Annotated in this window: 26 protein-coding genes and 1 riboswitch; of the genes, 19 read left to right on the plus strand and 7 right to left on the minus strand. The window is 39.3% G+C overall.

The genetic code is table 11. From position 1 onward, the window contains the following. Window positions 1-95: 95 nt before the first annotated feature. Window positions 96-551, plus strand: a complete 456-nt coding sequence (locus H5159_RS09155) for a thioesterase family protein (RefSeq protein ID WP_024596241.1) — start codon at window positions 96-98, stop codon at window positions 549-551. A gap of 51 nt (window positions 552-602) precedes the next feature. Then, window positions 603-1,520: an EamA family transporter RarD gene (gene rarD / locus H5159_RS09160; RefSeq protein ID WP_039488332.1), complete on the plus strand. Its 918-nt coding sequence runs from the start codon at window positions 603-605 to the stop codon at window positions 1,518-1,520. Window positions 1,521-1,536: 16 nt separating this feature from the next. Here the strand turns inward: rarD and H5159_RS09165 are convergent, their stop codons facing one another. Beyond that, on the minus strand, window positions 1,537-2,772 hold the full coding sequence (locus tag H5159_RS09165; RefSeq protein ID WP_024605056.1) for a response regulator: 1,236 nt from the start codon (window positions 2,770-2,772) through the stop codon (window positions 1,537-1,539). A gap of 86 nt (window positions 2,773-2,858) precedes the next feature. Next, on the minus strand, window positions 2,859-3,233 hold the full coding sequence (locus H5159_RS09170) for a DUF413 domain-containing protein (protein ID WP_024596244.1): 375 nt from the start codon (window positions 3,231-3,233) through the stop codon (window positions 2,859-2,861). Between the two features lie 91 nt (window positions 3,234-3,324). On the opposite strand from H5159_RS09170, the gene H5159_RS09175 reads away from it, so the two are divergent. From H5159_RS09175 to ung, 8 genes are all read left to right on the plus strand, one after another. After that, entirely contained in the window at window positions 3,325-4,197 is an 873-nt protein-coding gene (locus tag H5159_RS09175; protein ID WP_024596245.1) for a LysR family transcriptional regulator, read from the plus strand. A gap of 166 nt (window positions 4,198-4,363) precedes the next feature. Beyond that, entirely contained in the window at window positions 4,364-5,296 is a 933-nt protein-coding gene (locus H5159_RS09180; RefSeq protein WP_002961381.1) for a porin, read from the plus strand. A 61-nt stretch (window positions 5,297-5,357) separates the two neighbouring features. Continuing rightward, window positions 5,358-5,492: riboswitch (cobalamin riboswitch) on the plus strand. 245 nt (window positions 5,493-5,737) lie between these two features. Further along, the gene (locus tag H5159_RS09185; RefSeq protein ID WP_182738334.1) at window positions 5,738-6,550 is read left to right on the plus strand and encodes an ABC transporter ATP-binding protein; all 813 of its coding nucleotides are present in this window, start codon (window positions 5,738-5,740) and stop codon (window positions 6,548-6,550) included. 1 nt (window position 6,551) lies between these two features. Further along, window positions 6,552-7,556 carry an iron ABC transporter permease gene (locus tag H5159_RS09190; protein WP_165724264.1) on the plus strand — a complete coding sequence of 335 codons (1,005 nt, stop codon included), beginning with the start codon at window positions 6,552-6,554 and terminating at the stop codon, window positions 7,554-7,556. A gap of 4 nt (window positions 7,557-7,560) precedes the next feature. Next, window positions 7,561-9,045 carry a cobyric acid synthase gene (locus tag H5159_RS09195; RefSeq protein ID WP_182780183.1) on the plus strand — a complete coding sequence of 495 codons (1,485 nt, stop codon included), beginning with the start codon at window positions 7,561-7,563 and terminating at the stop codon, window positions 9,043-9,045. Then, window positions 9,038-9,637 carry a cob(I)yrinic acid a,c-diamide adenosyltransferase gene (cobO, locus tag H5159_RS09200; protein WP_024604202.1) on the plus strand — a complete coding sequence of 200 codons (600 nt, stop codon included), beginning with the start codon at window positions 9,038-9,040 and terminating at the stop codon, window positions 9,635-9,637. The genes H5159_RS09195 and cobO overlap by 8 nt, the downstream gene beginning before the upstream one ends. Continuing rightward, window positions 9,637-10,497 carry a cobalamin-binding protein gene (locus H5159_RS09205; protein WP_182780184.1) on the plus strand — a complete coding sequence of 287 codons (861 nt, stop codon included), beginning with the start codon at window positions 9,637-9,639 and terminating at the stop codon, window positions 10,495-10,497. The genes cobO and H5159_RS09205 overlap by 1 nt, the downstream gene beginning before the upstream one ends. Continuing rightward, on the plus strand, window positions 10,494-11,156 hold the full coding sequence (gene ung / locus H5159_RS09210; protein WP_024598991.1) for a uracil-DNA glycosylase: 663 nt from the start codon (window positions 10,494-10,496) through the stop codon (window positions 11,154-11,156). Before H5159_RS09205 ends, ung begins: the two co-directional genes overlap by 4 nt. 107 nt (window positions 11,157-11,263) lie before the next feature. Here ung and H5159_RS09215 read toward each other — a convergent pair whose 3' ends face one another. Together H5159_RS09215 and tal are read right to left on the minus strand one after the other, a co-directional pair. After that, the gene (locus H5159_RS09215; RefSeq protein WP_007583746.1) at window positions 11,264-11,452 is read right to left on the minus strand and encodes a DUF3545 family protein; all 189 of its coding nucleotides are present in this window, start codon (window positions 11,450-11,452) and stop codon (window positions 11,264-11,266) included. Between the two features lie 202 nt (window positions 11,453-11,654). Then, entirely contained in the window at window positions 11,655-12,605 is a 951-nt protein-coding gene (gene tal, locus H5159_RS09220) for a transaldolase (protein ID WP_024598990.1), read from the minus strand. 225 nt (window positions 12,606-12,830) lie between these two features. Here tal and yaaA point away from each other — a divergent pair, with 225 nt between their 5' ends. Continuing rightward, window positions 12,831-13,610, plus strand: a complete 780-nt coding sequence (gene yaaA / locus H5159_RS09225; RefSeq protein WP_002961399.1) for a peroxide stress protein YaaA — start codon at window positions 12,831-12,833, stop codon at window positions 13,608-13,610. A 120-nt stretch (window positions 13,611-13,730) separates the two neighbouring features. Further along, the gene (locus H5159_RS09230) at window positions 13,731-14,687 is read left to right on the plus strand and encodes a mechanosensitive ion channel family protein (protein ID WP_024596180.1); all 957 of its coding nucleotides are present in this window, start codon (window positions 13,731-13,733) and stop codon (window positions 14,685-14,687) included. 574 nt (window positions 14,688-15,261) lie between these two features. Here the strand turns inward: H5159_RS09230 and H5159_RS09235 are convergent. Together H5159_RS09235 and srmB are read right to left on the minus strand one after the other, a co-directional pair. Then, window positions 15,262-15,582 carry a BON domain-containing protein gene (locus H5159_RS09235; protein ID WP_002961403.1) on the minus strand — a complete coding sequence of 107 codons (321 nt, stop codon included), beginning with the start codon at window positions 15,580-15,582 and terminating at the stop codon, window positions 15,262-15,264. Between the two features lie 273 nt (window positions 15,583-15,855). Further along, window positions 15,856-17,082 (minus strand): ATP-dependent RNA helicase SrmB, encoded by a 1,227-nt coding sequence (gene srmB / locus H5159_RS09240; RefSeq protein ID WP_002961405.1) that lies wholly within the window; start codon window positions 17,080-17,082, stop codon window positions 15,856-15,858. 75 nt (window positions 17,083-17,157) lie between these two features. Here srmB and H5159_RS09245 point away from each other — a divergent pair, with 75 nt between their 5' ends. The 4 genes from H5159_RS09245 to H5159_RS09260 all read left to right on the plus strand — a co-directional run bounded on the left by H5159_RS09245 (window position 17,158) and on the right by H5159_RS09260 (window position 20,843). Then, complete coding sequence (locus tag H5159_RS09245) at window positions 17,158-17,856, plus strand: tRNA1(Val) (adenine(37)-N6)-methyltransferase (protein ID WP_182780185.1); 699 nt, start codon at window positions 17,158-17,160, stop codon at window positions 17,854-17,856. A 61-nt stretch (window positions 17,857-17,917) separates the two neighbouring features. Continuing rightward, window positions 17,918-19,627 carry a DUF4153 domain-containing protein gene (locus H5159_RS09250; protein WP_007583759.1) on the plus strand — a complete coding sequence of 570 codons (1,710 nt, stop codon included), beginning with the start codon at window positions 17,918-17,920 and terminating at the stop codon, window positions 19,625-19,627. Between the two features lie 164 nt (window positions 19,628-19,791). Continuing rightward, on the plus strand, window positions 19,792-20,238 hold the full coding sequence (locus tag H5159_RS09255; RefSeq protein WP_182780186.1) for a DUF2147 domain-containing protein: 447 nt from the start codon (window positions 19,792-19,794) through the stop codon (window positions 20,236-20,238). Between the two features lie 137 nt (window positions 20,239-20,375). Then, on the plus strand, window positions 20,376-20,843 hold the full coding sequence (locus H5159_RS09260; protein ID WP_182780187.1) for a YHS domain-containing (seleno)protein: 468 nt from the start codon (window positions 20,376-20,378) through the stop codon (window positions 20,841-20,843). Between the two features lie 384 nt (window positions 20,844-21,227). On the opposite strand, the gene fldB is transcribed toward H5159_RS09260, so the two are convergent. Next, a complete protein-coding gene (gene fldB, locus H5159_RS09265) occupies window positions 21,228-21,749 on the minus strand; it encodes a flavodoxin FldB (RefSeq protein WP_182780208.1) in 522 nt (173 codons plus the stop codon). Between the two features lie 94 nt (window positions 21,750-21,843). Between fldB and xerD the strand changes: the two genes are divergently transcribed. From xerD to recJ, 3 genes are all read left to right on the plus strand, one after another. Further along, complete coding sequence (gene xerD, locus H5159_RS09270; protein WP_182780188.1) at window positions 21,844-22,770, plus strand: site-specific tyrosine recombinase XerD; 927 nt, start codon at window positions 21,844-21,846, stop codon at window positions 22,768-22,770. Window positions 22,771-22,833: 63 nt separating this feature from the next. Beyond that, entirely contained in the window at window positions 22,834-23,562 is a 729-nt protein-coding gene (dsbC, locus tag H5159_RS09275) for a bifunctional protein-disulfide isomerase/oxidoreductase DsbC (protein WP_182780189.1), read from the plus strand. Window positions 23,563-23,640: 78 nt separating this feature from the next. Further along, complete coding sequence (recJ, locus tag H5159_RS09280; RefSeq protein ID WP_182780190.1) at window positions 23,641-25,362, plus strand: single-stranded-DNA-specific exonuclease RecJ; 1,722 nt, start codon at window positions 23,641-23,643, stop codon at window positions 25,360-25,362.

Here is a 25,362-nt window from a genome sequence, read left to right on the forward strand (position 1 = left end):
AGCTGAGTTACTTGATAAATTATTTAAGTGGAGTCTCGTAGTTTTACACTATGTATGTTTTACTCATCTTACCTGTTTTGACATAGAGAATAATAATGAATAAAGAAATGTTAATTGAACAAGTGGGCGCGTTATTTGTAAATGGCATGCCATTTAACCAGTTTTTACAAATATCGGTTGAGTCGTTAAGCCCTGAACAGGCCAAAATTACGTTCCCGTGGCAGGATGTACTCATTGGTAACCCTGCGCAAAAAATACTCCATGGTGGTGTTATTTCAGCCGTACTTGATAATGTAGGCGGTATGCTCGCTGCAGCAAGTGTAATTGATAAACTCACCGATTTAGATATTACAAGCGTGCAAACAAAATTAGCCACGCTTGGGACTATCGACTTACGTACTGATTATTTGCGCCCTGGTAAAGGAGAGAGCTTTACTGCCAGCGCAACACTTATTCGTTCAGGTAATAAAGTATGTGTATGCAGAATGGAATTACATAACGAACAGTCTGTTCAAATTGCTTTTGGAACCGGCACGTATTTAGTTGGATAAAACGCGTATGGCAAGTAAACTAGCGGCCTTTTAAATCACTAAGTGTGTATTATGTCGATTGATACTGAGCAGCGTAAAGGTGCTATTTTTGCTTGTCTTGCTTTTTTAATGTGGGGCCTTGCGCCAATATACTTTAAGTTGATTCAGCATGTTTCTGCTTTTGAAATTTTAATGCATCGGGTTATTTGGTCGGTTGTGTTTTTAGTATTGGTAGTAAGTGTTTTACGGTATTGGGGTAAAATTAAACGCATTATCGTTCAACCTAAGCTTTTGCTTATGCTTGTTATCACCTCTGCACTGCTTGGGTTTAATTGGGGTTTATTTATATGGGCTATAAATAATAACCACATGCTTGATGCAAGCTTGGGCTATTACATAAATCCTCTTTTAAATGTATTACTGGGTATGCTTTTTTTAGGCGAACGCCTGCGTAAGTTCCAAGGCGTAGCAGTAGCCCTTGCCTTTAGCGGTGTAGTGCTGCAGCTAATTAGTTTTGGCTCGTTTCCGGTAGTTGCCTTTTCACTGGCTATATCATTTGCACTTTATGGTTTATTACGTAAAAAGTTACCGGTTGAAGCCTTGCCTGGCATTTTACTCGAAGCACTTATATTACTGCCTGTCGCACTTATTTATTGGTGGTTAATGGTGCCTACAGCAACATCAAGCCTGCCAGCTAATGATTGGCATACTAATGTACTACTGATTAGTGCAGGTATTGTAACTACATTACCCCTGCTGTGTTTTACCGGTGCAGCTAAGCGTTTGCAATATACTACACTTGGCTTTTTTCAATACATTGGGCCAAGCTTAATGTTTATACTAGCTGTGGTGTTTTATGGTGAAGTGTTTGATGCAGAGCGTGTAGTAACATTTGCATGTATTTGGAGTGCACTGGCTATTTTTAGTTGGGACTCTTACCATCAATCACGCAAACGTAAAAAAGCGGCTATTACAGCCGCAGAAGTATAATTAACTAATAAAATGGTTAACTAACTACTTTATTACGACCAGATTCTTTAGCGTCGTAAAGCTTTAAGTCGGCCTGTTTTAAAAGTTCATCAATTTGATAAACAGGCCCGTTTGCAAAGCCAATAGAAATGGTGAATTTTATTTTAGCTTTACTAAACTCTTGGCTATTCATTTCTATAAAATACCTAAAGCCTTCAAGGCGTTTAAGGGCTTCTTGTTTATCTGCATCTATAAAATAAACTGCAAACTCTTCACCACCTAAGCGCGCTACTAAGTGCTTTTTAAAGTATTTACTGAAGCAAATAGAGAGCCCTTTTAATACTTCGTCGCCAACATCGTGTCCGTATGTATCGTTAATTGATTTAAAGTGATCAATATCAAGCATAGCTAAAGCACCGTCACCTTTAGTATGTTTTATTTGCTTTAATGATTTTTCAGCTTCTTCAAAAAAGTAACGACGATTTGGTAAATTAGTTAAATAATCCGTGTTGGCTTGTCGCCTTATGGTGGCTATAAGGTCTAACATATCGACGTTTTGACTAAGCCTGCAGTAAAACTCTTCGCTATTAAAAGGTTTGTGCAAATAATCGTTTGCGCCATTTTTTAAAAATAAACTAGAAAGCCCTACAGAGTCAGAACCCGAAATACCAATAATAGCTTTTTCATCATTGCTGTATAAGCGGCGAATCTCGCTACATAGTTCATCGCCATTCATATTGGGCATTTCATTATCAGTAATAATAACTGAAATATCAGGTGAAGCTTCAAGCAGGTTTAACGCTTCTTGTCCGTCTTGTGCTTCAATAATTTGATACTTATGGCGCACTAATAAACTACAAATGTATCGTCGGGTCGATTTAGAGTCGTCAACAACGAGTACTTTTACATTTTCGTTGCGAGGCAGGCGCTGTAACTGTTTTTCGAGGTACTGATAAGCTTGTTTATTTTCTTTAATGATGTAATCGATGATTGGGTATTTTTCTACAGTGTCGCGAGTTTTTTTATCAATATTGCCCGTCATTACAATAGTTGGAATGTCTGCATTAATAGTACAAGGTATTGCCTCACCTAATGGGGCATCAGGTAATATGAAGTCAACTACAGCGCAAAAATAGCTATTTTTACTTATAAGCTCTTTTGTTTGCGCTAATGACTCAGCTATATCAACTTCATAACCAGCCTTAAGCGCGATGTGCTTTTGCACTCGCGCCATGGCAGGTGTATCTTCAACTATTAGTATTTTTCGCGTCACGGAACAACCCTATATATATTTTGCAAAAATATTTGCTTATACAAGTTGTAACTGTTAAAACGCAAAAAAGCAAATAACTTAAATACTTACAGATTATCCGCTTCTGAATAATACTCTTGGCTAATCGGCGCCGGGCTCGACATTTTTGAACGGCCAAATAAAGTATGAAACTTAGTTTTGCAGGTCGTTAGTTTTAAGTATTTTACCCAAGCTCGTTCGATTGGGTTGGTAGGTTCTTGTGAGCCAGTTACGACTGCTACAAACTGTTCTTGGTGTTCGTTTTGCGGCTCAATTGTTTTACTGTATAAGCCTTTTAAAACAACTCCGTGTTGTTCAAGTATGCTGGCTTCTAATAAGGTGAAGTTTCCGCTGCGGCTAAAGCCTCGTGGAAAGTTTTGATCATCATAAAATTGACGTTGGCTAACAAATGCTTGGCGTAGTAATGAAATGTTATTGCTCATAGCTTTATCCTCATACCTTAGTAATTAGCTGGAGTATGATGCAAGTTTGGCAATTTATTAAACAAATTATTTTTATCGTGAGGATAAAAAATTGGATATCGATTTATTAAAAACATTTGTTGAGGTAGTGCGTACGCGTCACTTTGGTAAAGCGGCCGAAAACCTTTATATTACGCAGTCTGCAGTGAGCTTTAGAATTCGCCAATTAGAGCAAGGACTTGGTGTTAATTTGTTTATTCGCCAGCGTAATAACATTCAACTTACAGCACCTGGCGAGCGTTTATTACCCCATGCACAAATGATTATTACGGGCATGCAACGCGCCAAAGTGGATGTTGCGCTTGCCGATAATATGCATAAGCAAATTAGCTTAGCAGGAACGCCCAATATTTGGGATGCTTTTTTACAGTTTGGTATAACAAATATTGTATCAGCGATGCCGGGCGTGTCATTAGTCGCAGAAGTTAAAGCACAACAAGAAAGCACTCGGCTGTTATTAGAACGCACGCTTGATTTGGCAATATTGTTTGATCCACCAAAAGTAGACGAGCTAGTGGTAGAGCGAATCTGTGAGTTGCCAATCATTCCCGTAAGCGGATACGACACTGCAACGAACGAAAACTTTTTTGATAATCAGTATGTATATGTTGATTGGGGAACTACTTTCTCACTTTGGCATGCGCGTCAGTTTACCGGTAAAACACCGCCTTATTTTAGAACCAGCACAGGACGTATTGCACTTGATTTAATACTGCAATGTGGCGGCAGTGCATTTATACCTCAAGTATTGGTAGAAGGGCATTTAGAAAAAGGTGAACTGTTTCATGTTAAAGATGTAGAAAATACCTCGCGAGACGTGTTTATAGCGTATCACAGAGACAACGAGCAAAAAGAGTTAATAGAAACCTTAGTTAATTTACTATCGCAAATGACCCCAAGCTTGTCATTAAAGAAAAGTAAGTAAGTTCGGCCGTTTATTAGGCTTTCATGTTATTTTGATTTCAAATTTAATGCATTTTTATTAATAAAAAAAGACATTAATATTTCCATTGTAATATTACTGTCATTTAGCGGTGACAAAATGCAGCAGTTTTAAAAATTAGTCTTTTGTGATTATCCAAGGAAATAACATGAAATTTGTAAAATCGAGCTTATGCTTAGCACTATTAAGTGGTTTATCTTTTAATGCACTTGCCGATGTAGACATTTACGGTAAAGCGAATGTAACAGTGCAATCATCTGATGACGGCGAAGGATCTTTTACTGAGATAAAAAGTAATGCATCTCGTCTTGGTGTTAAAGGTTCTGAAAAAATAAATGATAGTTTAGAAGCGGTATATAAGTTTGAGTTTCAAGTTGATGTGTCTGATGCTGATTCAAAAGGCGATAACGACGACAATATTTCTGCGCGTAACCAATACGTTGGTTTAAAAGGTGCGTTTGGCCAAGTGGTTATTGGTCGTAACGATACTGCGCTTAAACAATCTCAAGGTAAGTTAGACTTGTTTAACGACCTTGAAGGCGATATTAAAAATGTATTTAAAGGTGAAAACCGTTTAGGGAATACTGTTAGTTATTCATCAAACTCATACGAAGGTTTTAAAGTACTTGCTACTTTTGTAGCTGAAGATGATGTAGACGCTGATAACGGTTACTCAATGGCGGTTACTTACGGTGACGTGGCACTTAAAAAGAGCGCAGTATATGCCTCTATCGCAGCCGATAGTGAAGTAAATGGCTACGATGTAGTACGCGCGTCAATCCAAGGTAAAGTTGAAAACTTTAAGTTAGGTGCAATGTACCAAACACAAGAAAAAGTTGACGGCAGCGCAGAAGCGGATGGTTATCTATTAAATGCAGCTTACAGCATGGGTAACAACACATTTAAAGTACAATACCAAGACATGGACTTTGACGACAGCGACGATAAGTCAGCAATATCAGTTGGTCTTGATCACAAATTAAATAAAAACATTAAAGTATTTGGCTTTTACTCAAGCTTCGACATGGACAACAACGTTGACCAAGACTACGTAGGCTTAGGTATGGAATACAAGTTTTAACTATTCGCTAAATTAGTTAAAACACTCCCTTTTTAACCGCGCTCTTTTGAGTGCGGTTTTTTTTGCTTTAAATTATTTACTTAGCCGCCCATAATAGAGCTTCATTTGGAATGAGGTGCGAGTCCTCGACTGTTCCCGCAACTGTAATTAGCGCAAAGCTTTAAGTCAGATACAAATGGTATAATACCAATTTTATTAAAAACATGATCTTTCTAGCGAATTAAATAACTTACTAACTTCGTTAAAAATTATTCATATAGAACAAGTATATGTCATAATTTCCGCTTTGTTATTAAGCTATTTCTTTGTCGCTATAATAAATCACTAATTTAGTGCAATTGGTATAAATTCTTTTAACGAGCGGGTTTACTCATTTTTTCTTGTAGTGCATTAGTATTTTTATCGCATTTTAGTGAGTTTAATCCCGTCTAGGACTGACTATTGCACACTCAAACGCCATTAAATATACCATTACTAAACGTTAAAAACGTATCGTGGGGTATTGGCAATAAAACGATCCTCAAAAAAATAAACCTTAAAATAACCACAGGTAAATTTGTTGGTTTAATTGGACCTAATGGCGCAGGTAAATCGAGCTTATTGCGTTGTTTATATCGTTTTAATAAACCCAGTGATGGCGTTGTAGAGTTTAACAACACCGATATTTGGCAGCTAAAAAGCGATGAGTACGCAAAAAAAGTAGCGGTTGTTTTACAAGAAACCCCGTCGCAATTTAACTTAAGCGTATTTGATGTTATTGCACTTGGGCTAACGCCTCATAAATCGCTATTTAGCTCAGTAACTAACATTGATAAACAAAAAATTACCCAAGCTATCAACACTGTAGGGTTGGCAGATCATATCGATCAAAGCTTTGAGTCACTTTCGGGTGGTGAAAAGCAACGTGCCTTGATAGCCCGCGCCATAGTTCAGCAACCTCAGTTGTTAATAATGGACGAACCAACTAGCCATTTAGATGTTAAATACCAAATACAGGTAATGGAGCTTGCTAAATCGTTGGGTGTAACGGTGTTTGCATCGTTTCACGATTTAAACTTAGCTTCTGCAATGTGCGATGAACTAGTGATTATTAAAAATGGTGAAATTACACATACAGGCACGCCAAGTGAGGTATTAACCGAAAACATGCTAGGCGACGTTTTTGGTGTCTGCGCTCAAGTAAATAACCACCCGCAAATATCGGAGTCGGGAAATAGCATCCCTCATATCACTTACTTTTATGGTTACGAATAATATGAGCGCAGTTAATACTCGCCAATCACTTGCGCTATTTATCAGTGCTGCAGCTGCTTTATTTAGCTTATTTGCAGCACTTAGTTTTGGCGCAGCAGAGACCTCACTTCAAGATGTATTTAATAGCTTTTTACTCTCAAATGATGCGTCTTTTAATTCGCGTATTATTTTTGAACTAAGAATGCCACGCACATTACTCGCCTTTTTAGCCGGCTCTGGCTTAGCAATTGCGGGGCTTATTTTACAAACGGTAACGCGTAACCCTTTAGCCGATCCTTACTTATTTGGTATATCGTCGGGTGCCTCATTTGGCGTGGTGTTACTTATGGCATTAGCAGGTATTAGCGCTGGTTTTATGTTATCGGCAGCAGCGTTATTAGGTAGCTTACTCGCTATGAGTTTATTAATACTTATTGCAGGTAGGCAGCAAAGTGCACAGGTAGAATCAATGTTATTAGCTGGTGTTGCTCTGTCGTTTTTATTTAGTGCATTTACCAGCTTGCTGCTTTATTGGAGCGACCCTCAGGCGGTAGCCGCTATTTTATTTTGGACACTGGGCAGCTTTTCGCGTGCGCAGTGGGCTACGCTTTGGTTGCCTTTATTGGTAATTACATTGTGTACGTTTGTAATGCTGAGCTTTAGAAGGCAGCTAAATGCTATGTTACTGGGCGATGAAAGCGCAATTACATTAGGTGTGAGGGTTCAGCGCTTTAGAATACTTATGCTGGTTTTAAGCTCATTAATTACCGCTGTGCTGGTGGCTATGTGTGGTGGTATTGGGTTTGTAGGATTAATGGTGCCGCATATTGTGCGCTTTTTTATATCCCAAGGCACCATCGCTGGCTTACTGGTAACCAGCTTGGTGGGCGGTACATTTATGGTGTGGGTTGATGTACTTTCGCGCTCATTGCTGAAAAACCAAGAACTGCCCGTAGGTGTTATTACTGCAGCTATTGGTAGCGTGTTCTTTTTGAGTTTATTGTTTTTTAGAAAGCGAAGGGTGTAATTCCATGAAAACCTTAATGGTGCAAGGCACTACATCAGATGCTGGTAAAAGCACTTTAGTTGCTGCCCTTTGCAGGGTGTTTGCTAAGCGTGGGGTAAAGGTTGCGCCTTTTAAACCACAAAATATGGCACTTAATAGCGCAGTAACAAAAGATGGCGGCGAAATTGGTCGTGCGCAAGCTTTGCAAGCAATAGCAGCTAAAGTAGAGCCAGAAATAGACTTTAACCCTATATTACTTAAACCTAATAGCGATACTGGCGCACAAGTGATTATTCACGGAAGAGCCATTAGTAATATGGAAGCGGGCAAATATCACGACTATAAAAAAGTGGCGATGGATGCAGTAATTACTTCACATAACCGCTTAGCTAAACGCTTTGATTTACTCCTCGTTGAAGGGGCAGGTAGCCCTGCTGAAATAAACCTGCGTGAAAACGATATTGCTAATATGGGCTACGCCGAAGAGGTAGATTGCCCAGTAATTATAATTGCTGATATTGATGAAGGCGGCGTATTTGCACACTTGGTAGGTACGCTTGCGTTGTTAAGCGAGTCAGAACAAGCGCGCGTAAAGGGTTTTGTTATAAACCGCTTTAGAGGCGATATAGGTTTGCTGCAAGGCGGGCTTGATTGGCTTGAAGAATACACAAACAAACCCGTACTTGGCGTATTACCTTATTTACACGACCTTGCGCTTGATGCTGAAGACGCCGTCGCAATTGATAATAACGTAACTAACGCCACAATTAATATTGCAGTGCTGCTTGTACCCCACATTAGTAACCACACCGATTTTGACGCACTGCGTTTGCACCCAAACATTAATATAAATTACGTGCGCCATACGCAAACGATCCCAGACGTTGATCTGATAATTCTTCCAGGCAGTAAAAACGTGCTGGGCGATTTAACCTTTTTGAAAAATGAAGGCTGGGAGACTCAAATTAAACGCCACTTACGCTATGGTGGTAAAGTACTTGGCATTTGTGGCGGCATGCAAATGCTGGGCAATACGCTTAACGATCCCGAGGGTATTGAGTCATCATTAAAGCAAGTAAATGGGCTTGCTCTGTGCGATTTTGAAACCACGCTAACAACACAAAAAGTATTAACTAAAATAACCGCTACACTGCTTTTAAATAACCAATCAACACCCTGTAGTGGTTACGAAATACATGCAGGGATTAGCCAAGGTGCAGCGCTTAATAAGCCATTTTTAACCTTTGATGAAAGCCACCCACATGGCTTTACGTTTGATGGCTTTATTAGCGATGATAACGCCATTGCGGGCACTTATTTACATGGCTTATTTGATGAAGCCGATGCTACATCGCAAATTTTAAAATGGGTAAAACCAAGCGCCTCAATTAACCCAATTAGTATTGCCGCTCACCGCGAGCAGCAGTTAGAACGATTAGCAACCATGTGCGAAACGCATTTAAACATACAGCAAATTATCTCGATTTATGAAGGGCACAATAATGACTGAACAAAACAACGATAAGCATAAGCAGCGCCAACAAAAAGTAAAAGAACAAGTGGATGCACGTGTTGCCGCCGCACAAGATGTAAAAGGTATTTTTCAGGTAATTACCGGTAATGGTAAAGGTAAATCAACCTCAGGCTTTGGCGTTGTAGCACGCTGCGTTGGACATGGTAAAAAAGCAGCCGTTTGCCAATATATTAAAGGTACGTGGGAATGTGGCGAGCGTAATTTATTACAAAGTGCAGGTGTTGAGTTTGTTGTAATGAACACCGGTTTTACCTGGGATACACAAAATAAAGAAGCCGATACTGCAGCCGCCCAAGCAACATGGCAAGAGTCAAAACGCATGCTTGCTGATAGCAGTATTGATTTAGTATTACTCGATGAGCTTACGTATATGGTGACATACGGCTATGTTGATTTAGATGAGGTAGTAACAGCCCTTAATAACCGTCCACCAATGCAGTCAGTTATTATTACAGGGCGTGCAGCACACCGCACTTTAACTGACCTTGCCGACACGGTAAGCGAAGTGCGTAATGTAAAACATGCATTCGACTCAGGCATAAAAGCGCTTGAAGGGTTTGATTACTAATGTTTAAAGCGTTTTTTATTGGGCTGCTGCTTTTTAGTGTATCGGGTAGTACACTTGCAGAGCTGGCTAATGATTCTAAAAAACTGCGAATAATCGCGCTTGCACCGCACATTGTCGAAAACCTATTTGCCATAGGGGCGGGCGATAATATTGTGGGCACGGTTGATTACGCCGACTACCCAAGTGAAGCCCAAAGTATTGAGCGCATAGGGGGTTATTACGGCATCTCGCTTGAAAAAGTATTGGCACTTAAACCCGACTTAGTTATTGCGTGGAAAAGCGGAAATCAAAGCGAAGATTTAGCCCAAATAGAGCGTTTAGGTATAAAAGTGTATTTGAGTAACCCCGTCACAATCGCGGGTGTAGCCGACGAGTTACTTACTTTTGGTGAATTTACAGGGAATATTGAGCAAAGCCAGCAAGCGGCAAATGCATTTACACAAAAACTAAACGCGATTATTAAAAGCCAGCAAGATAAAAAAAATATTACCGGATTTTATCAGTTATGGGCTGAGCCGATGATGACAGTAAGTAAAAATACGTGGATAAGCCAACTGATTGAAACATGCCATGTAAGTAATGTATTTGCACAGAGCGTTACAGATTACCCGCAAATTAGTATCGAAAATGTCATTGTTACTAAGCCACAAGTTATTATTATCCCTGATGAAAAATCAAAAACACCACAGCCGATTGTTAATTGGCAAAAGTGGCCAGAAGTACCAGCAGTTAAAAATGATCAATTTATTAGCGTAAATGCCGATTTATTACATCGTTTTACCCCGCGCATGCTAGATGGACTCGCGGATATGTGTGATAAAATAGACGCATCACGTAAACAGATTAAGAGTACACAATGAGCGATTGGGCTACATTTTTAGAAAGTGAATTACAGCAATCTTACATGCAGGAAACGTTAGAGACTGTGGCTAATCGCCGCAATGAAGGTGTTGCTGTTTATCCGCCTGAACCTCAAGTATTTAGCGCTTTTGATGCCACAGCGCTAAATGACATCCGCGTTGTAATTTTAGGACAAGACCCATACCACGGAGAAGGGCAAGCGCATGGCTTGTGTTTTTCGGTATTGCCTGATGTAAAAAAGCTGCCGCCGTCGCTTAAAAATATGTATAAAGAGTTAGCTACCGATATTAGCGGGTTTATTACTCCTGAGCATGGTTACCTGCAAAGTTGGGCAGATCAGGGTGTATTTCTACTCAATACAGTATTGACCGTTGAGCAAGGGCAAGCGCATTCTCATAAGCATTTAGGATGGGAGCAATTTACCGATAATGTAATAGCGCATATTAATAAACACTGCGAAGGTGTGGTATTTATTTTATGGGGTGCACATGCACAAAAAAAAGGTAAAGGCATAGATAGCGCTCGCCATCATATTTTAAAAGGGCCACACCCATCGCCGCTTTCGGCGCATAGAGGCTTTTTTGGCTGTCAGCATTTTTCAAAAACGAATGAGCTATTACTAGCCCAAGATGAAAAACAGATTAACTGGCAGGTGTAAATAACCTGGGCTCTGAATAATAAATTTATCTCATGCAGCTATTTTCAGCGCATTAAAAAAGGCTTCCATATATCGGAAGCCTTTTTGTTTAGTTGGGGCGTATTGAATTAAAAATCGAGCTCTTCAATCGCAATACTGTCTGTAAAGTAGTCTAGTTCTTGTAGTTCTTTACGTAGGCGTTGTTTGTCTTTTATTGCTTCTATTTCACGCCATTTTCTTTTTTTATTTTTCTGGGAGGTTTTCCTTGTTGTATCTGGTCCTTCTAATATCTCTAATATATCGTTTAGGCTATCCATGAACTTCTCCTATTGATTTTATTGACCTCAAGAATACCTATACCACAGGCATAACTAAAATAGAACAAAAAAGTGACAGTTATGTTACGGGGATGTGATGAGTTGATGAAGGTTTATACAAAGATTATATGGAGGAGTAGCGTATTTTAGGCATAAAAAAACGCCGCTATTGCGACGTTTTTTAAAACACGATTATAGCAAATTACATTGCTTTAAAGCGCGCCTCTAGTTGTTCTTGTGCATCAGCAAAAGAGCGAATACCTTCAGCCAGTTTTTCAGTAGCCATAGCATCTTGGTTATGTAACCAACGGAACTGTGCTTCTGTAAGTGGCTCTGGTTTTGGCTCTTGTGGAACATCGCTTTCAAGCAAATATTCTTGTGCGCCTTCAAGGTTACCTAAATCTTCTAAAAGATTAGGGCTAATAGTTAGCTTGTCACAACCTGTAAGTGCTATAATTTCGCCTGTATTACGGAAACTTGCACCCATCACAACTGTTTTGTAGTCATGGCGTTTGTAAAATTCAAAAATGCTGCGTACAGACTGAACACCTGGATCTTGTAGCGGATCGGTTGGTTTTTCCATACCGTTAGCAACGTGCCAATCTAAAATACGACCAACAAATGGCGAAATTAGAAATACGTTTGCATCGGCACATGCGCGAGCTTGGGCATCGCTAAATAATAAAGTAAGGTTACATTTAGTACCTTCTTTTTCTAGCTGCTCAGCGGCTTTAATGCCTTCCCACGTAGACGCTACTTTGATTAAAATTTTATCTTTGCTTACACCTTCTTTTTCGTAAAGGCTAAGTAGAGTATGTGCTTTATCAATAGTCGCTTGCGTATTAAACGAAAGGCGTGCATCTACTTCAGTAGAAATATAACCAGGAACAATCTCACTAATTTCTTTACCAAGTAACACGGCAAAGTAATCACATGCTAGTTCAAGTTGTTTAGCTGGCTCTTGCTCGGTTTCTTTTGCATAGCTCCAAGCTTTATCTAGGTAAGGCTTATATGCTTCAATCTCGCTCGCTTTTAATAAAAGCGACGGGTTTGTAGTTGCATCTTCTGGTTGATGCTTTTTAATAGCTTCAATATCACCAGTGTCGGCTACGATAGATGAATGTTGTTTTAGCCTTTGTAGAGCTGAAGTCATTTGCTTTCCTCATTCCAAGCAAGTTAAAAGAAAAATCTAATCACTCTTAATATATACAATCCATACTGCAACAGTGTGACAATGCTTGATAGGTCTTATGTCCTTATCAATAGAAAAACGGCAATGCATGGGTTATTAAGAGAGGATTTATTTAAACAAAACGTGCTTTTCGTTTCATTTAATGTTGAAATTGACACTAAATAAATTACAAGTCAATAGCTAACTATGATCACTGTTATTTCACCTGCAAAAAATCTTGATTACGAAACGCCACCCGCAACAGACAAGTTCACTCAGCCTGAATTACTAGAGCACAGCGAAGAGCTCATGAAAGTATGCCGTGAACTAACACCAGCGCAAATTGGCAGTTTAATGAAAATTAGCGATAAGCTATCTGGGCTTAACGCAGCACGCTTTAGTGAGTGGGCACAGCCGTTTACACAAAGTAATGCTAAACAAGCAGTGCTTGCCTTTAATGGCGATGTATACGGCGGTTTAGATGCAAGCACGCTTAAAGCTAGCGAGCTTGATTACGCACAAAACCATTTGCGTATTCTCTCGGGTTTATACGGCTTATTAAAACCACTTGATTTAATGCAAGCTTACCGTCTTGAAATGGGCACCAAGCTTGAAAACTCGCGTGGCAAAAACTTATACGAGTTTTGGGGCAGCGTAATAGCGAACAAACTAAACGACGTATTAAAAGCACAAGACGCACAATACCTCGTTAACCTTGCTTCAAACGAATACTTTAAAGCGGTAGATAAAAAAGCATTAAATGCACAAATTATTACCCCACACTTTAAAGATTGTAAAAACGGTCAATACAAGGTAATTAGCTTTTACGCTAAAAAAGCACGCGGCATGATGGCGCGCTACATTATCGAAAATAAAGTAACGCAATTAAGTCAGCTTAAAGAGTTTACTGTGGCGGGTTATTACTTTAGCCCTGAGGCAACAGTTAAAGAGCTTGAGCCGGTATTTATGCGCGACGAACAAAATTAGGTCATAAGCTTAAATAAACAATTGAAAAGCCATGCATTGCATGGCTTTTTTGATACTGGCGTTATATTTGCAACTATATCTAATATTAATGAGATTATTAATTAAATAGGTGCAAACAAAATGATCAGTATTCCGTCAGTTGGCGAAGCCGAAAAACTAATAGAGGAAAAGCTCGGAGGGTGGTTTGATGTTGTTATCAGCCATATCCCTAATTTTATAGTGGCAATAGTAATTGCCATAGTATTTTCAATATTGGCGCGCTTTGCTGGCAAGCTGATGAAAAACGTGTTGCGCCGCTCTCTCGATTCAACGCAAATTGCCGACTTAATGGCGTCAATATTTAAAGTTATTGTGTTGTGCATAGGTTTATTTATAGCGCTCGATTTTGTTGGCTTAAAAGGCACTGTTACTTCGCTACTTGCTGGTGCGGGTATTGTGGGTTTAGCCATTGGTTTTGCGTTTCAAGACATGACCGAAAACCTAATTGCAGGTATAGCAATGGGTGTACGTAAGCCATTTAAAACAGGTGATGTAATAGAAACCGATGATGTGTTTGGTTCGGTGCATTCTATAAACCTACGTAACACGCTAATAGAGAGCTTTTACGGGCAACTAATACTTGTACCAAACAAAGTATTATTTAGAAATGTACTAAAAAATTACACCACGCTAGGTATAAGACGTATAGAAGTACCCGTAGGTATTTCGTATGGCGACGACATAGAAAAAGCAAAAGACGTTATAGTCGATAAGATTAACGAATTTGACTTTGTAATACGTAAAGACGAAACCGCTGTATACGCTGAAGGTTTTGGCGACAGCAGCATTAACTTACTGGTGTGGTTTTGGATTAAATACCCAGGCGAGCCTGACTTTATGACGGTACGCCACAAAGGTGTTGTTGCCGTTAAGCAAGCATTAGACGAAGCTGATATTAGTATTCCTTTCCCAATTCGTACTTTAGATTTTGGTATTAAAGGCGGTGAGAAACTCGATGCCATGATAAGCGATAAAATAAGCCAGCAGTCATCCAATAAAGACAGTAGCGACGGTGCTGACTCTAGCCAAAGTGAGTAATTTAGTTAAAACTCATTAGGCAAAAGCATTGGGAAATAGTTACTTACCAACAGCGCAATTTTACAGAGTAAAATTGCGCTTTTTTATAAATGGATTATTAGCTAAAAGTTTAAATACCTAGTTTTGTGTTTATTGAATATCAATTCTAATTAGTTGCGTTTGGCCATGGGAGTATTAACAAGTAAGATTAGTGTTTACCCAGCGATTTTTTTACTGCCTTGCCGCACACTCTGAAAAACGCTCTCATCTATTTCAATAACTAAATAAATCATCCTTTTTAAGCCCGTTAGGTCGGCTTAAGAATCTGTGTAAGCTTTTTCAGTATCAATTGGGTTAACTTAAGGGTTAAAAGAGCAAAGACAAACACGCTAGCGTCAATTCTAAATCTATCTTCTTAAGTATAAGTGTGAGCTATCGTTTTAGGGGGAGGAATAATCGTATTGCTTAGGCTTTATTTTATCTTCTTAACAGCTGCAAAATTTGCCTTAAAACAGAATATAAAAAAGCGCAGCTTGTGTTGGAGTAACAAGCCGCGCTTATGAATTAGTTATACAAATAGGTTTTGTGGTGCGTATTAAATAACGCTAATTTTGTTACGAATGATTTTAACCCCATCTATATTTTCTAGAAATTTTTGAGCTAGTGCGCGCTGAAAACCAGTTTGTGCTTCACCGTATAAATCTACTTCACCATTTTTTACCTGCACACGAATATCACTTAACGCTAGGTTAGGGTTAGTTCGTAGGGTGTTGGTGATAGTTTGTTGTAGGTTAGGTTGAGTGGCTACACTGCTTACTACGGCCATATTGGTTGCTGCACTTACCTTTGTAGCGCAAGCTAATAAAAATAAACAACAAAATGATACTAAAGCGATAGTTAACTTGAAGCGGTTCATAACTTAATCCTTACATTACGGTGAATAGTGCAGCCACAAAATGGAAATTCCATCGGCTAGGTTATCTTTGTAATTACAATTTCGGTGCCAATATTAACGCTATGAAATATAAGGTAATTTTATTAAGTGGGAATTAAGGTGGGCAAAAATTACATTTAAATGAGTATGAGTTACATGCTTGGGTTACATATGTAACAGGTACAAACACCAGAGCCTGTAAGGCTTGCATTAAAAAAGCCGACAAAAGTCGGCTTAGAATAAAAATATGTTAGGTTACTTTTTCTTTTTAACCTTGGCCTTTTTCTTGGCTTTCATTTTTACTGGATCTTTACGCTTTTTAGCCGGTGGCTTAGCTTCTTTATGCTGTGGCTCAACACCTTTAATTACACGGCGTTTTAGTTTTTGTTCAACGTAGCGCTCTACTTTATACAAAATACCAATGTCGTGTGCTTCAACTAACGATATTGCAATCCCTTTTTTACCAGCACGGCCAGTACGACCAATACGGTGTACGTATACGTCGGCAGTGCGCGGCATATCAAAGTTAATAACGTGGCTAATGTCAGATACGTCAATACCACGTGCAGCTACGTCGGTAGCAATTAAGATACGTGTTTTGCCACTGTGGAAGTTTTCCATGGCTTTCATACGTTTGTCTTGTGGCATTTCGCCGCGTAACCAAGCTGCTTTAACGCCATTATTGGTTAGCTCGCCAATCAGTGTTTCTAAACGCTCACGGGTTTTAACAAACACAATTGCTTTAGTCACATCTGGACCATTTAAGGTATTTACTAAAAGCTCTAGTTTGTGATGATAGTCATCGGCTAAATGTACCCACTGGTGAATTTTAGCTTTTTCTTTACGTGACGATTCAGCTTCTAATAGAGCAGGGTCGTTTAATGTTTTTTCAGCAAACCTTTCTACGCTGTCACCTTCGAGTGTTGCTGAGAATAAAAAACATTGGCGACGATTTTTAGCTTCGTCACAAATACGGCTCATTTCTTTTTTGAAACCCATATCTAACATGCGATCTGCTTCATCGATAATAAGCATTTCTACGTGTTCAGCATGAAAGTTTTCGGTTTCTAGGTATTCCATTAATCGACCTGGTGTGGCGATTAAAATATCGTTATTTTTTTCAAAAATTTCTTTATGCGTGCCGTAGTTAATACCGCCTGTTACTACACCAATTTTTAGGTGTGTGCGTTTAGCTAGCAGTTCACATTGTTCATGAATTTGATAAGCCAACTCACGAGTCGGGGTCATAACGAGGACGCGCGCAAAACCAGGATCACGACGTGGGAAATCCAGTAAGTACTGAATAGCCGGAATTAAAAATGCCGCTGTTTTACCTGTACCAGTAGGCGCAGATGCTAAAATATCGCGCCCCTGTAGTGCTTCAGGAATAGCTTGTTGTTGAATGCTGGTTGGCGTCTCGTAGCCCATTTTATTAATGGCATCGAGTAGCTTGTTATCAAGATCAAATTCAGAAAATTGCATAGAGTGTCTAAAATAAGGGACAATTACCCTGATTATACGCGCTATGCTGCGCTTGGTGAATGAAAAGGTGAAAAAATGTCTGGTTTTGTATTTAAACAATTTAAAGTTGAACACGACCACTGTGCAATGAAAGTTTCTACCGATGGCATTTTGCTTGGCGCATGGGCTTATTTAAGCGGTGCAAAGTCATTACTTGATATAGGCACAGGCACCGGCTTACTAGCATTAATGTGTAAGCAGCGCAGTAATGAGCTTGATATAACTGCGGTAGAAATTGACGAAAGCGCCTATACCCAAGCATTGCAAAATGTAGCTAATAGTCCGTGGCCAACAATAAGTATTAAGCACCAAACTATTCAAAGCTTTAGTAGCGAAGTTAAGTTTGATGTTGTTATCTCTAATCCACCGTATTTTAATCACAGTTTAAAAGGCGATAATGCTGCGCGTAATACCGCGCGCCATACCGACGGCTTAAGTTTTGAAGAGTTAATAAATGCGTTTAAACGTTTAAGCCATAGTGGTTCTCGCTTTAGCTTAATACTCCCAAGCGTTGAAGGCGCATTATTTATTGAGCTTGCTACTCAAAATGGTCTTTATTTAAATGCTCATTGCCAAGTAAAAGCCACGCCTAATAAAGATATTAGCCGCAGTTTAATGGCATTTAGCTACGTAAAAAGCGATTTAGAAACATCAATTCTGTGTATTAGAAACTTAGATAATACCTACACCGCTGATTATATAGCTCTGTGCAAAGCATTTTATTTGAAAATGTAAAGCAATTGTAAAATAGGAACGAATAACGCAAACTGACTAAAACCTATTGTTGAGAACAGATATGGATAGTCAGTTACCAAAATCTTTTATAATTATACTTGCCGTATTACAGGCTATTGCTCTTACCCTTTTGTATAGCAGTATAGAAAATAATGTGTGGCCAGCAACAAGCCCTACATGGTTAGTCTCACTTATTACATTTTCTATGAGCTTTCCTTTATTAATGCTAATGACCGTTAATAAAAATAATATAAAAACGTCGTTGCTTTTAATCCTTCCTTTTTCCTTGTTGTTATCTTTATTGGGGGCGTATGTTGGCTTTCAGCAAGAGCCTCAAGAGTACGTAAGTAATAACACTTTAATGTCAGTTTTTATTTTTACTAGTTTAATAGCTGGCTTTAAAGGCCTTATGTACATACAACAATTTGGTAGCTCAGAAAATGTTAGTTACAGTCGTTTATTTAAGCTCTCTTGGCGTAATTTTATAATATTTGGAGAATGCTGGCTGTTTGTACTTATTTTTTGGGGAATTCTAAATTTAGGTGCGGCTTTATTTGATATTTTAGATATAGAATTTTTCTCTGAGCTACTAAGAAATGAATGGTTTTGGATCCCAACCTTAACGCTCGCATTTGCCTTTGCGAGTGTCATATTTAGAAAGCTTTTGAACATTGAAGATAATATCGCTTTTTTACTACAAACTTTAATTAAGTTTTTATTGCCTGTTTTATCAGTTATTTCTCTCGGTTTTTTAGCAACACTTCCTTTTACCGGACTCAATAAATTATGGGAGACCGGAAGTGGCAGTTTATTAGTAATGTGGCTGCAGGTGCTCACGTTGTTTTTTGTTAACACTGTTTATAAAGATGACTCATCAGTTCGCCCTTATCACATGCTCTTGCACCGACTCGTTTTTATAAGCGTTGCGTTACTTCCAGTTTATAGTGTTATTTCTGCCTATGGAATTTACTTACGGGTAGAGCAGCATGGGCTAACAGTAGATCGTTGTTGGGGCATTTTAATTTGGTTTTTATTGGCGTGTTTTTCGTTTAGTTATCTTGTTGGAATTATAACAAAGCGAGACAATTGGCTAGAGCCGCTTAGCAAAATAAATATTGTGATGGGGTGGGTGGTGCTCGTTAGTATGCTTGCTGTTAACTCCCCTTTATTAAATTTTCAAAGCTTATCTACAAACAGCCAAATAGCGCGTTTAGATGCAGATAAAGTAACAATAGAAAAGTTTGACTATTACTATTTTGAGCACAGCTTAGGTCGCCAAGGTTATTTAGCTATGCAGTTATTAAAACAGAAAATTGAAACGAGTCACCCAGAGCAATACGCTATCATCGATAGGATGTATGTAAATAATGAGTTTGCTTTAACGCTTGAACACACAGTCGATGATTTTATTGAGCGCAGTGTATTTTGGCCATCACAAGCGCTAATACCTCAAGGTTTAATAGAGGCAGTATTTTCTGAACAACATTTTTACGATCGTAACTCTTTAAAAGAACATACTTACTATTTCATTGGCATGGATTTAAACAAAGATGATGAACTCGATTTTATAGTGATTGACGAAAGTAATGAAAATATATCCGCATATTTCTGGTTATTCGACATGGGTAAGTGGCGCTCAAGGTATATGAATGTCGAAAATCCTGAAGAGATTAGATACCTTAAAAGCATGATTGATAATAACGAATTATCTTTAGTTGAGCCTGAATATTCAAATCTAAAAATAGGGGATGTTGTTTTTAAAGTGAGGTAATACGTAACTTTTTTTTATGCTACTGCCCCTTAAACCTAAACTAATGATTATTAGTTTAGGTTTTTTCTTTTAGTTTTTTATTTTATGTACAGCGCTTTAATAGTGTGTTTATAAATCACCTGATATGATTTAGCCATTGGCCACTTGATTTAAAAGGCAACACAATGAAAAAGTTAAATAAATTAGCATTACTTAGCACGTTAGCAGCCACCATTTTTGCAAGCCAAGGTGTGTTTGCTGCCATGACCCCAGTTGGGCTTTGGAAAACGATTGAAGAGGATACAAACCAAGCTAAGTCGTATGTACGTATTACCCAAACCAACGGTACTTTAAGCGGCAAAGTTGAAACCATTCTAGACCCTACAAAACAAAATGATATATGCAGTAAGTGTGATGATGAGCTAAAAGATCAGCCTATTTTAGGAATGACCATAATCACTGATGTAAAAGCACAAGATGATGGCACCTGGGGAGACGGAGAAATACTCGACCCAACAAATGGTAAAACCTACACCTTACAATTAACCCCGCAGGATGAAGGTAAAAAGCTCGAAGTACGCGGCTACATTGGCTTTTTTTACCGAAACCAATATTGGCTAAGAGTTGAGTAAGTTTAACTACTTACTTAATTACTAAACGTTAAATAATTAAGCATTAACTGAAATCATTTTTGCGCTTTGCCTTTCTTACTCACTAAGCCTGCCATATTTAATTGGCATAAAATTTTGAGTAAATAAAAGGGTAAAATATGATTAAGTACATAGTTGCTTTAATAATGCTTAGCACACTGTTAATAAGCGGTGCGGCAAACGCAAAGGATGATGCGGTAAACACTGGCTGGTTTAATAACACGGCTATTAAAGGGTACGACAGTGTTGCTTATTTTACCCAAAATAAAGCCGTTAAAGGCAATGACAAATATACGTTTAGTTATTTAGGTGCCGACTGGCATTTTTCGAGTGAAGAAAACAAAACGGCATTTGCAGAAAACCCAAAGCGTTATGCTCCGCAATATGGTGGCTGGTGCGCTTATGCAATGGCTGATGAGGGGAATGCCGTAGGGATAGACCCAGAAGCATTTTATATTCACGAAGGTAAGCTTTACTTAAATTACAGCCAAAGCGTACAACAAAAATGGTTAAGTAATTTATTGCCGTACATTGTGATGGCTGATGGATATTACCCACAAACGACCAATGTTATGACGTTTCAATAAATTACTCATATTATTAGGGTCTGTTGAACTTTGCGGATTAAAATTTGTTCAAACTAGGGGCTATTTAATCGCGGCGCGAGATTTGTAACCTAGTGGGCTAAGTAAAAACCGAGCAAAGCTTCCGCGTCCTGCTCATGCCCCTTACCTACATCCATGTAGGCAACAAAGAGTTGATCGCCCCTAGAAAGAACCCAGAGGGCAGTGCATGTTTGGCATTTATGCTGCGTTATCGCCCATTTATGGGGAATAACCACACTGCATAGGCTCTGTCTTGCCTAAATACCAAACAGACTGCTGCAAATTTAACCTTGAAAGATCAACAGACCCTAGTTAAAAAGCCCGCAACTAAACTAGTTGCGGGCTTTTTACTTATTAGCTAATTAATTAAAGCGTTTCGCTATATTCAGTCATTACCAGTTCAACCCATGTTGCAATACGCTCATCGCTTAGCTCGTATTGGCTGTCTTCGTCGAGCGCAAGACCAACAAAATGTTTACCATCAGGGGTTAATGCTTTTGAGGCTTCAAACTCGTAGCTACTGTCATTTGGCCAAAAACCAAGTTGAGTAAATGTTTGCGTATTTATTTCATCGTGTAGCATGCCTAGGGCATCTTGAAACCATTGCCCGTAACCTTGTTGATCGCCCATGCCAAATAAAGCAATGGTTTTACCATTTAGGTTTACGTCGGCTATGTCGTCCCACTTTGACTCCCAGTCTTCTTGTATTTCACCAAAATCCCATGTTGAAATACCAAAGATGATAAAGTCGTACTGCTCTGCATTTTTTAGTGGCTCGTCTTTAATATTGTGCAGGGTAACTATATCGGCACCAATAATGTCGCGAATCTTTTCTGCTGCCATTTCGGTGTAGCACGTAGTAGAACCAAAAAATAAACCAATTTGCATCGTATTTATCACTGTGTAATTGCCTGATATGATAGGCTCAAGTTTACCGTAAGGTATTTTTAATTGATACCTTAGCAAAGCATGAGAGCATAATGTGACAACGCTATCTGACGATTCTTTTGAAAATAACAGCAGTATGAGCAGTAATAGCGACTACCTAGAAACCTTTTTAGATAGCCTGTACTTAGAACAAGGCGTAAGCGAAAACACATTAAGTGCTTATCGCAGTGATTTAGATAAGTTTTGCCTATTTTTAAAGGGCGAAAATTTAATGACGGTAACGGGGCTAGACATAGAAAGCTATTTAGCGCATCGAGTTGATTTAGGTTTAAAACCACGCAGTACAGCACGTAGCATTAGTGCGCTAAAGCGTTTTTATCAGTACTTTGTGCGCGAAAAAATAATTAGTGATTCGCCCATGCTTAACATAGCTCAACCAAAAGCCGGACAGTCGTTACCTAAAACACTCTCAGAAGCTGAAGTTGAGGCATTGTTAGATGCGCCCAACACAGAAGAAGCGATGGGACTGCGCGACAAAGCCATGCTAGAGCTACTTTATGCAACGGGGTTGCGTGTAAGTGAGCTTGTTGGGCTTCGTATGGAGCAAATTAATTTGCGCCAAGCGGTGGTGTTTGTAAAAGGTAAAGGTAATAAAGAGCGCTTAGTGCCATTGGGTGAAGAAGCCATGTATTGGCTGGAGCAATTTTTAAAGGGTGGGCGTGCACAAATGATAAAACACGCCACCGATTTTGTGTTCCCATCTAAGCGCGGAGTAGGCATGACGCGACAAACCTTTTGGCATAGAATTAAACACTATGCTATTTTGGCATCAGTTGAGTCTCCATTATCGCCCCATACCATGCGCCATGCTTTTGCTACGCACTTATTAAATCATGGGGCAGATTTACGTGTGGTACAAATGATGTTGGGCCATAGCGATTTATCAACGACGCAAATTTATACCCATGTTGCCAATGAACGGTTAAAGTCGGTACACGCAGAGCATCATCCGCGAGCGTAAGTTTGAAAGTAAATATTATTAAGCCGGTCAATATATTAAGTATTTTTAGGATAGAGAGAAGTTATGAAAAAATTAATGTTAGCAGGTGCCATGTTGTGCACAAGTATTAGTGCATTTGCAAATGGCGTTGCTGTAACACCAGATGCTAATGATCCTATTATTACTAAATTTGCCGAGCTTGGTGTAACTGTAAAGCAAATTAACCCAAGCCCAGTAGCGGGTTTAAAAGAGTTGATCACTAATAAGGGCGTGCTTTACGCAAGTCCAGATGGTCAATTTTTAATGCAAGGCACGTTAATCGATTTAAATAATCGTAACAACTTAACAGAGCAAGCATTAAACGCCGTGCGTGTAGAGGGCATTAAAGAATACGAAGATTCGATGATTGTGTACAAAGCACCAAACGAAAAACACAGTATTACCGTATTTACCGACATTAGCTGTGGTTACTGTCGTAAATTACATCGCGAGTTAGACGATTTACTTGATGCGGGTATTACCGTTAAGTACCTTGCGTTTCCACGTGGTGGCTTACAAGGTTCAGGCTACGCCGATTTAATGAACGTATGGTGTGCACGCGATCAGCAAGAAGCACTAACAGAAGCTAAGTCGGGTACAAGCACTAAAGTAGTTGCAGGCTGTAGCGCACCGGTTGCAGAGCATTACCAGCTTGGTCAAAGCTTTGGTATTAGCGGCACACCTGCCATTATTTTAGAAGATGGTACGATGATCCCAGGTTACCAGCCAGCAGCAGCACTAAAAGCAGCATTAGATGCTAACAAAGCGTCGTAATACGTTTTATAGCTAATAAAAAGGCCTTAATGGCCTTTTTTTGTCTTTTTAATACGACCCAATAAGTTAAAACTCTGCATGAAAAAATTGATCATTGCGCGTGAAAACGTTGACGACTCGCATCTACCGAGTAATTTACACCCTGTAATTAAACAAATTTATGCTAACCGCAATGTATTTAATGCCGACGAGCTAAATAACAGCGTAGCTACGCTTCACGACTTTAAATTGTTTAAAGATATCGACAAAGCCAGCGATTTATTAATTGAAGCATTAAAAGCGCAAAGCCAAATATTAATAGTCGGCGATTTTGATGCTGATGGCGCAACAAGTACTGCAACATTAATGCAAGGCCTTGAGATGTTTGGCTTTAAGCATTTAGATTACTTAATTCCTGACCGGTTTAGCTTAGGTTATGGTTTAAGCCCCGCACTTGCAGAGCAAATAGTACAAATAAAGCCTGATTTAGTGATCACCGTAGATAACGGCATATCGTGTATTGCTGGTATTGAAATTTTAAAAGCGGTTGGTATTAAAGTGCTGGTAACAGATCATCACTTACAAGGTGAGCAGCTGCCAAATGCCGATGCAATAGTAAATCCAAATAGGCACGAATGTAACTTCCCGTCTAAATCTATAGCAGGCGTTGGCGTTGCTTTTTACTTACTAATAGCACTGAGAAGCGTAATGCGAGACCTTGGTTATTTTGAGCAGCAACCGCCGCCTAATTTAGCTAACTTGCTCGACATTGTAGCGCTTGGTACGGTTGCTGACGTGGTCGCACTTGATGCAAATAACCGCACCTTAGTACATCAAGGTTTAGCACGTATTCGCAGTGGTAAAACACGCCCAGGCATCACCGCGCTTATTGAAGTGGCTAACCGCAATGCTGCCCGCTTAAGCGCAAGCGACTTTGGCTTTTCACTTGCGCCGCGTTTAAATGCAGCAGGGCGATTAGACGACATGAGTTTGGGTATAGCATGCTTACTTAGCACCGATATAAATCAAGCACGTAGTATTGCCAGCGAGCTCGATAGCTTAAACTTTGCAAGGCGCGAAATAGAACAAGGCATGCAAGCCGAGGCGCAAGCCGTGCTTGATAGACTCGCATTTAGCGACGATAACGTCCCTGATGCAATCTGCTTGTTTCAAGACGATTGGCATCAAGGTGTTATTGGCATTTTGGCTGGTCGCTTAAAAGAAAAATACCACCGACCAACCGTTATATTTGCTGGTGGCGAAAACGGTGAAATAAAAGGTTCGTGCCGCTCTATAGAAGGGTTGCACATGCGCGACTTACTCGAAGGGCTAAATACAGCCGACCCACACTTAATTAATAAGTTTGGTGGCCATGCAATGGCCGCTGGTTTAAGTATTAATGAGCAACACTTTAATGACTTTAAAAAAGCATTTGATGCTGCCGTGAGTGCGCAACTGAGTGAAGAAAGTAAACGCTGCATTGTATTTACCGACGGTGAGCTGCCAAACGACTGCTTTACGATGGAGTTTGCTCAGCTATTAAAGCAATCGGGCCCGTGGGGGCAGCAATTTCCTGAGCCGGTGTTTGAGCACACCTTTGAAGTAATACAGCAGCGCATAGTCGGCGAAAAGCATTTAAAGCTGGTGCTAAAGCATCAATCAGGGCGATTAGTTGACGCCATTGCCTTTGGTATTGATGTAAAAGAATGGCCCGACACAGAAGCGAAGTTTGTAAAAGTAGCCTATCAACTCGATATAAATGAGTTTAGAGGTAAATTTACGCTGCAATTAATAGTTAGAGAGCTTGAAAAAGTGCACTAA

The sequence above is a fragment of the Pseudoalteromonas sp. SG43-1 genome (assembly GCF_014164415.1).
Taxonomy (GTDB): domain Bacteria; phylum Pseudomonadota; class Gammaproteobacteria; order Enterobacterales; family Alteromonadaceae; genus Pseudoalteromonas; species Pseudoalteromonas distincta.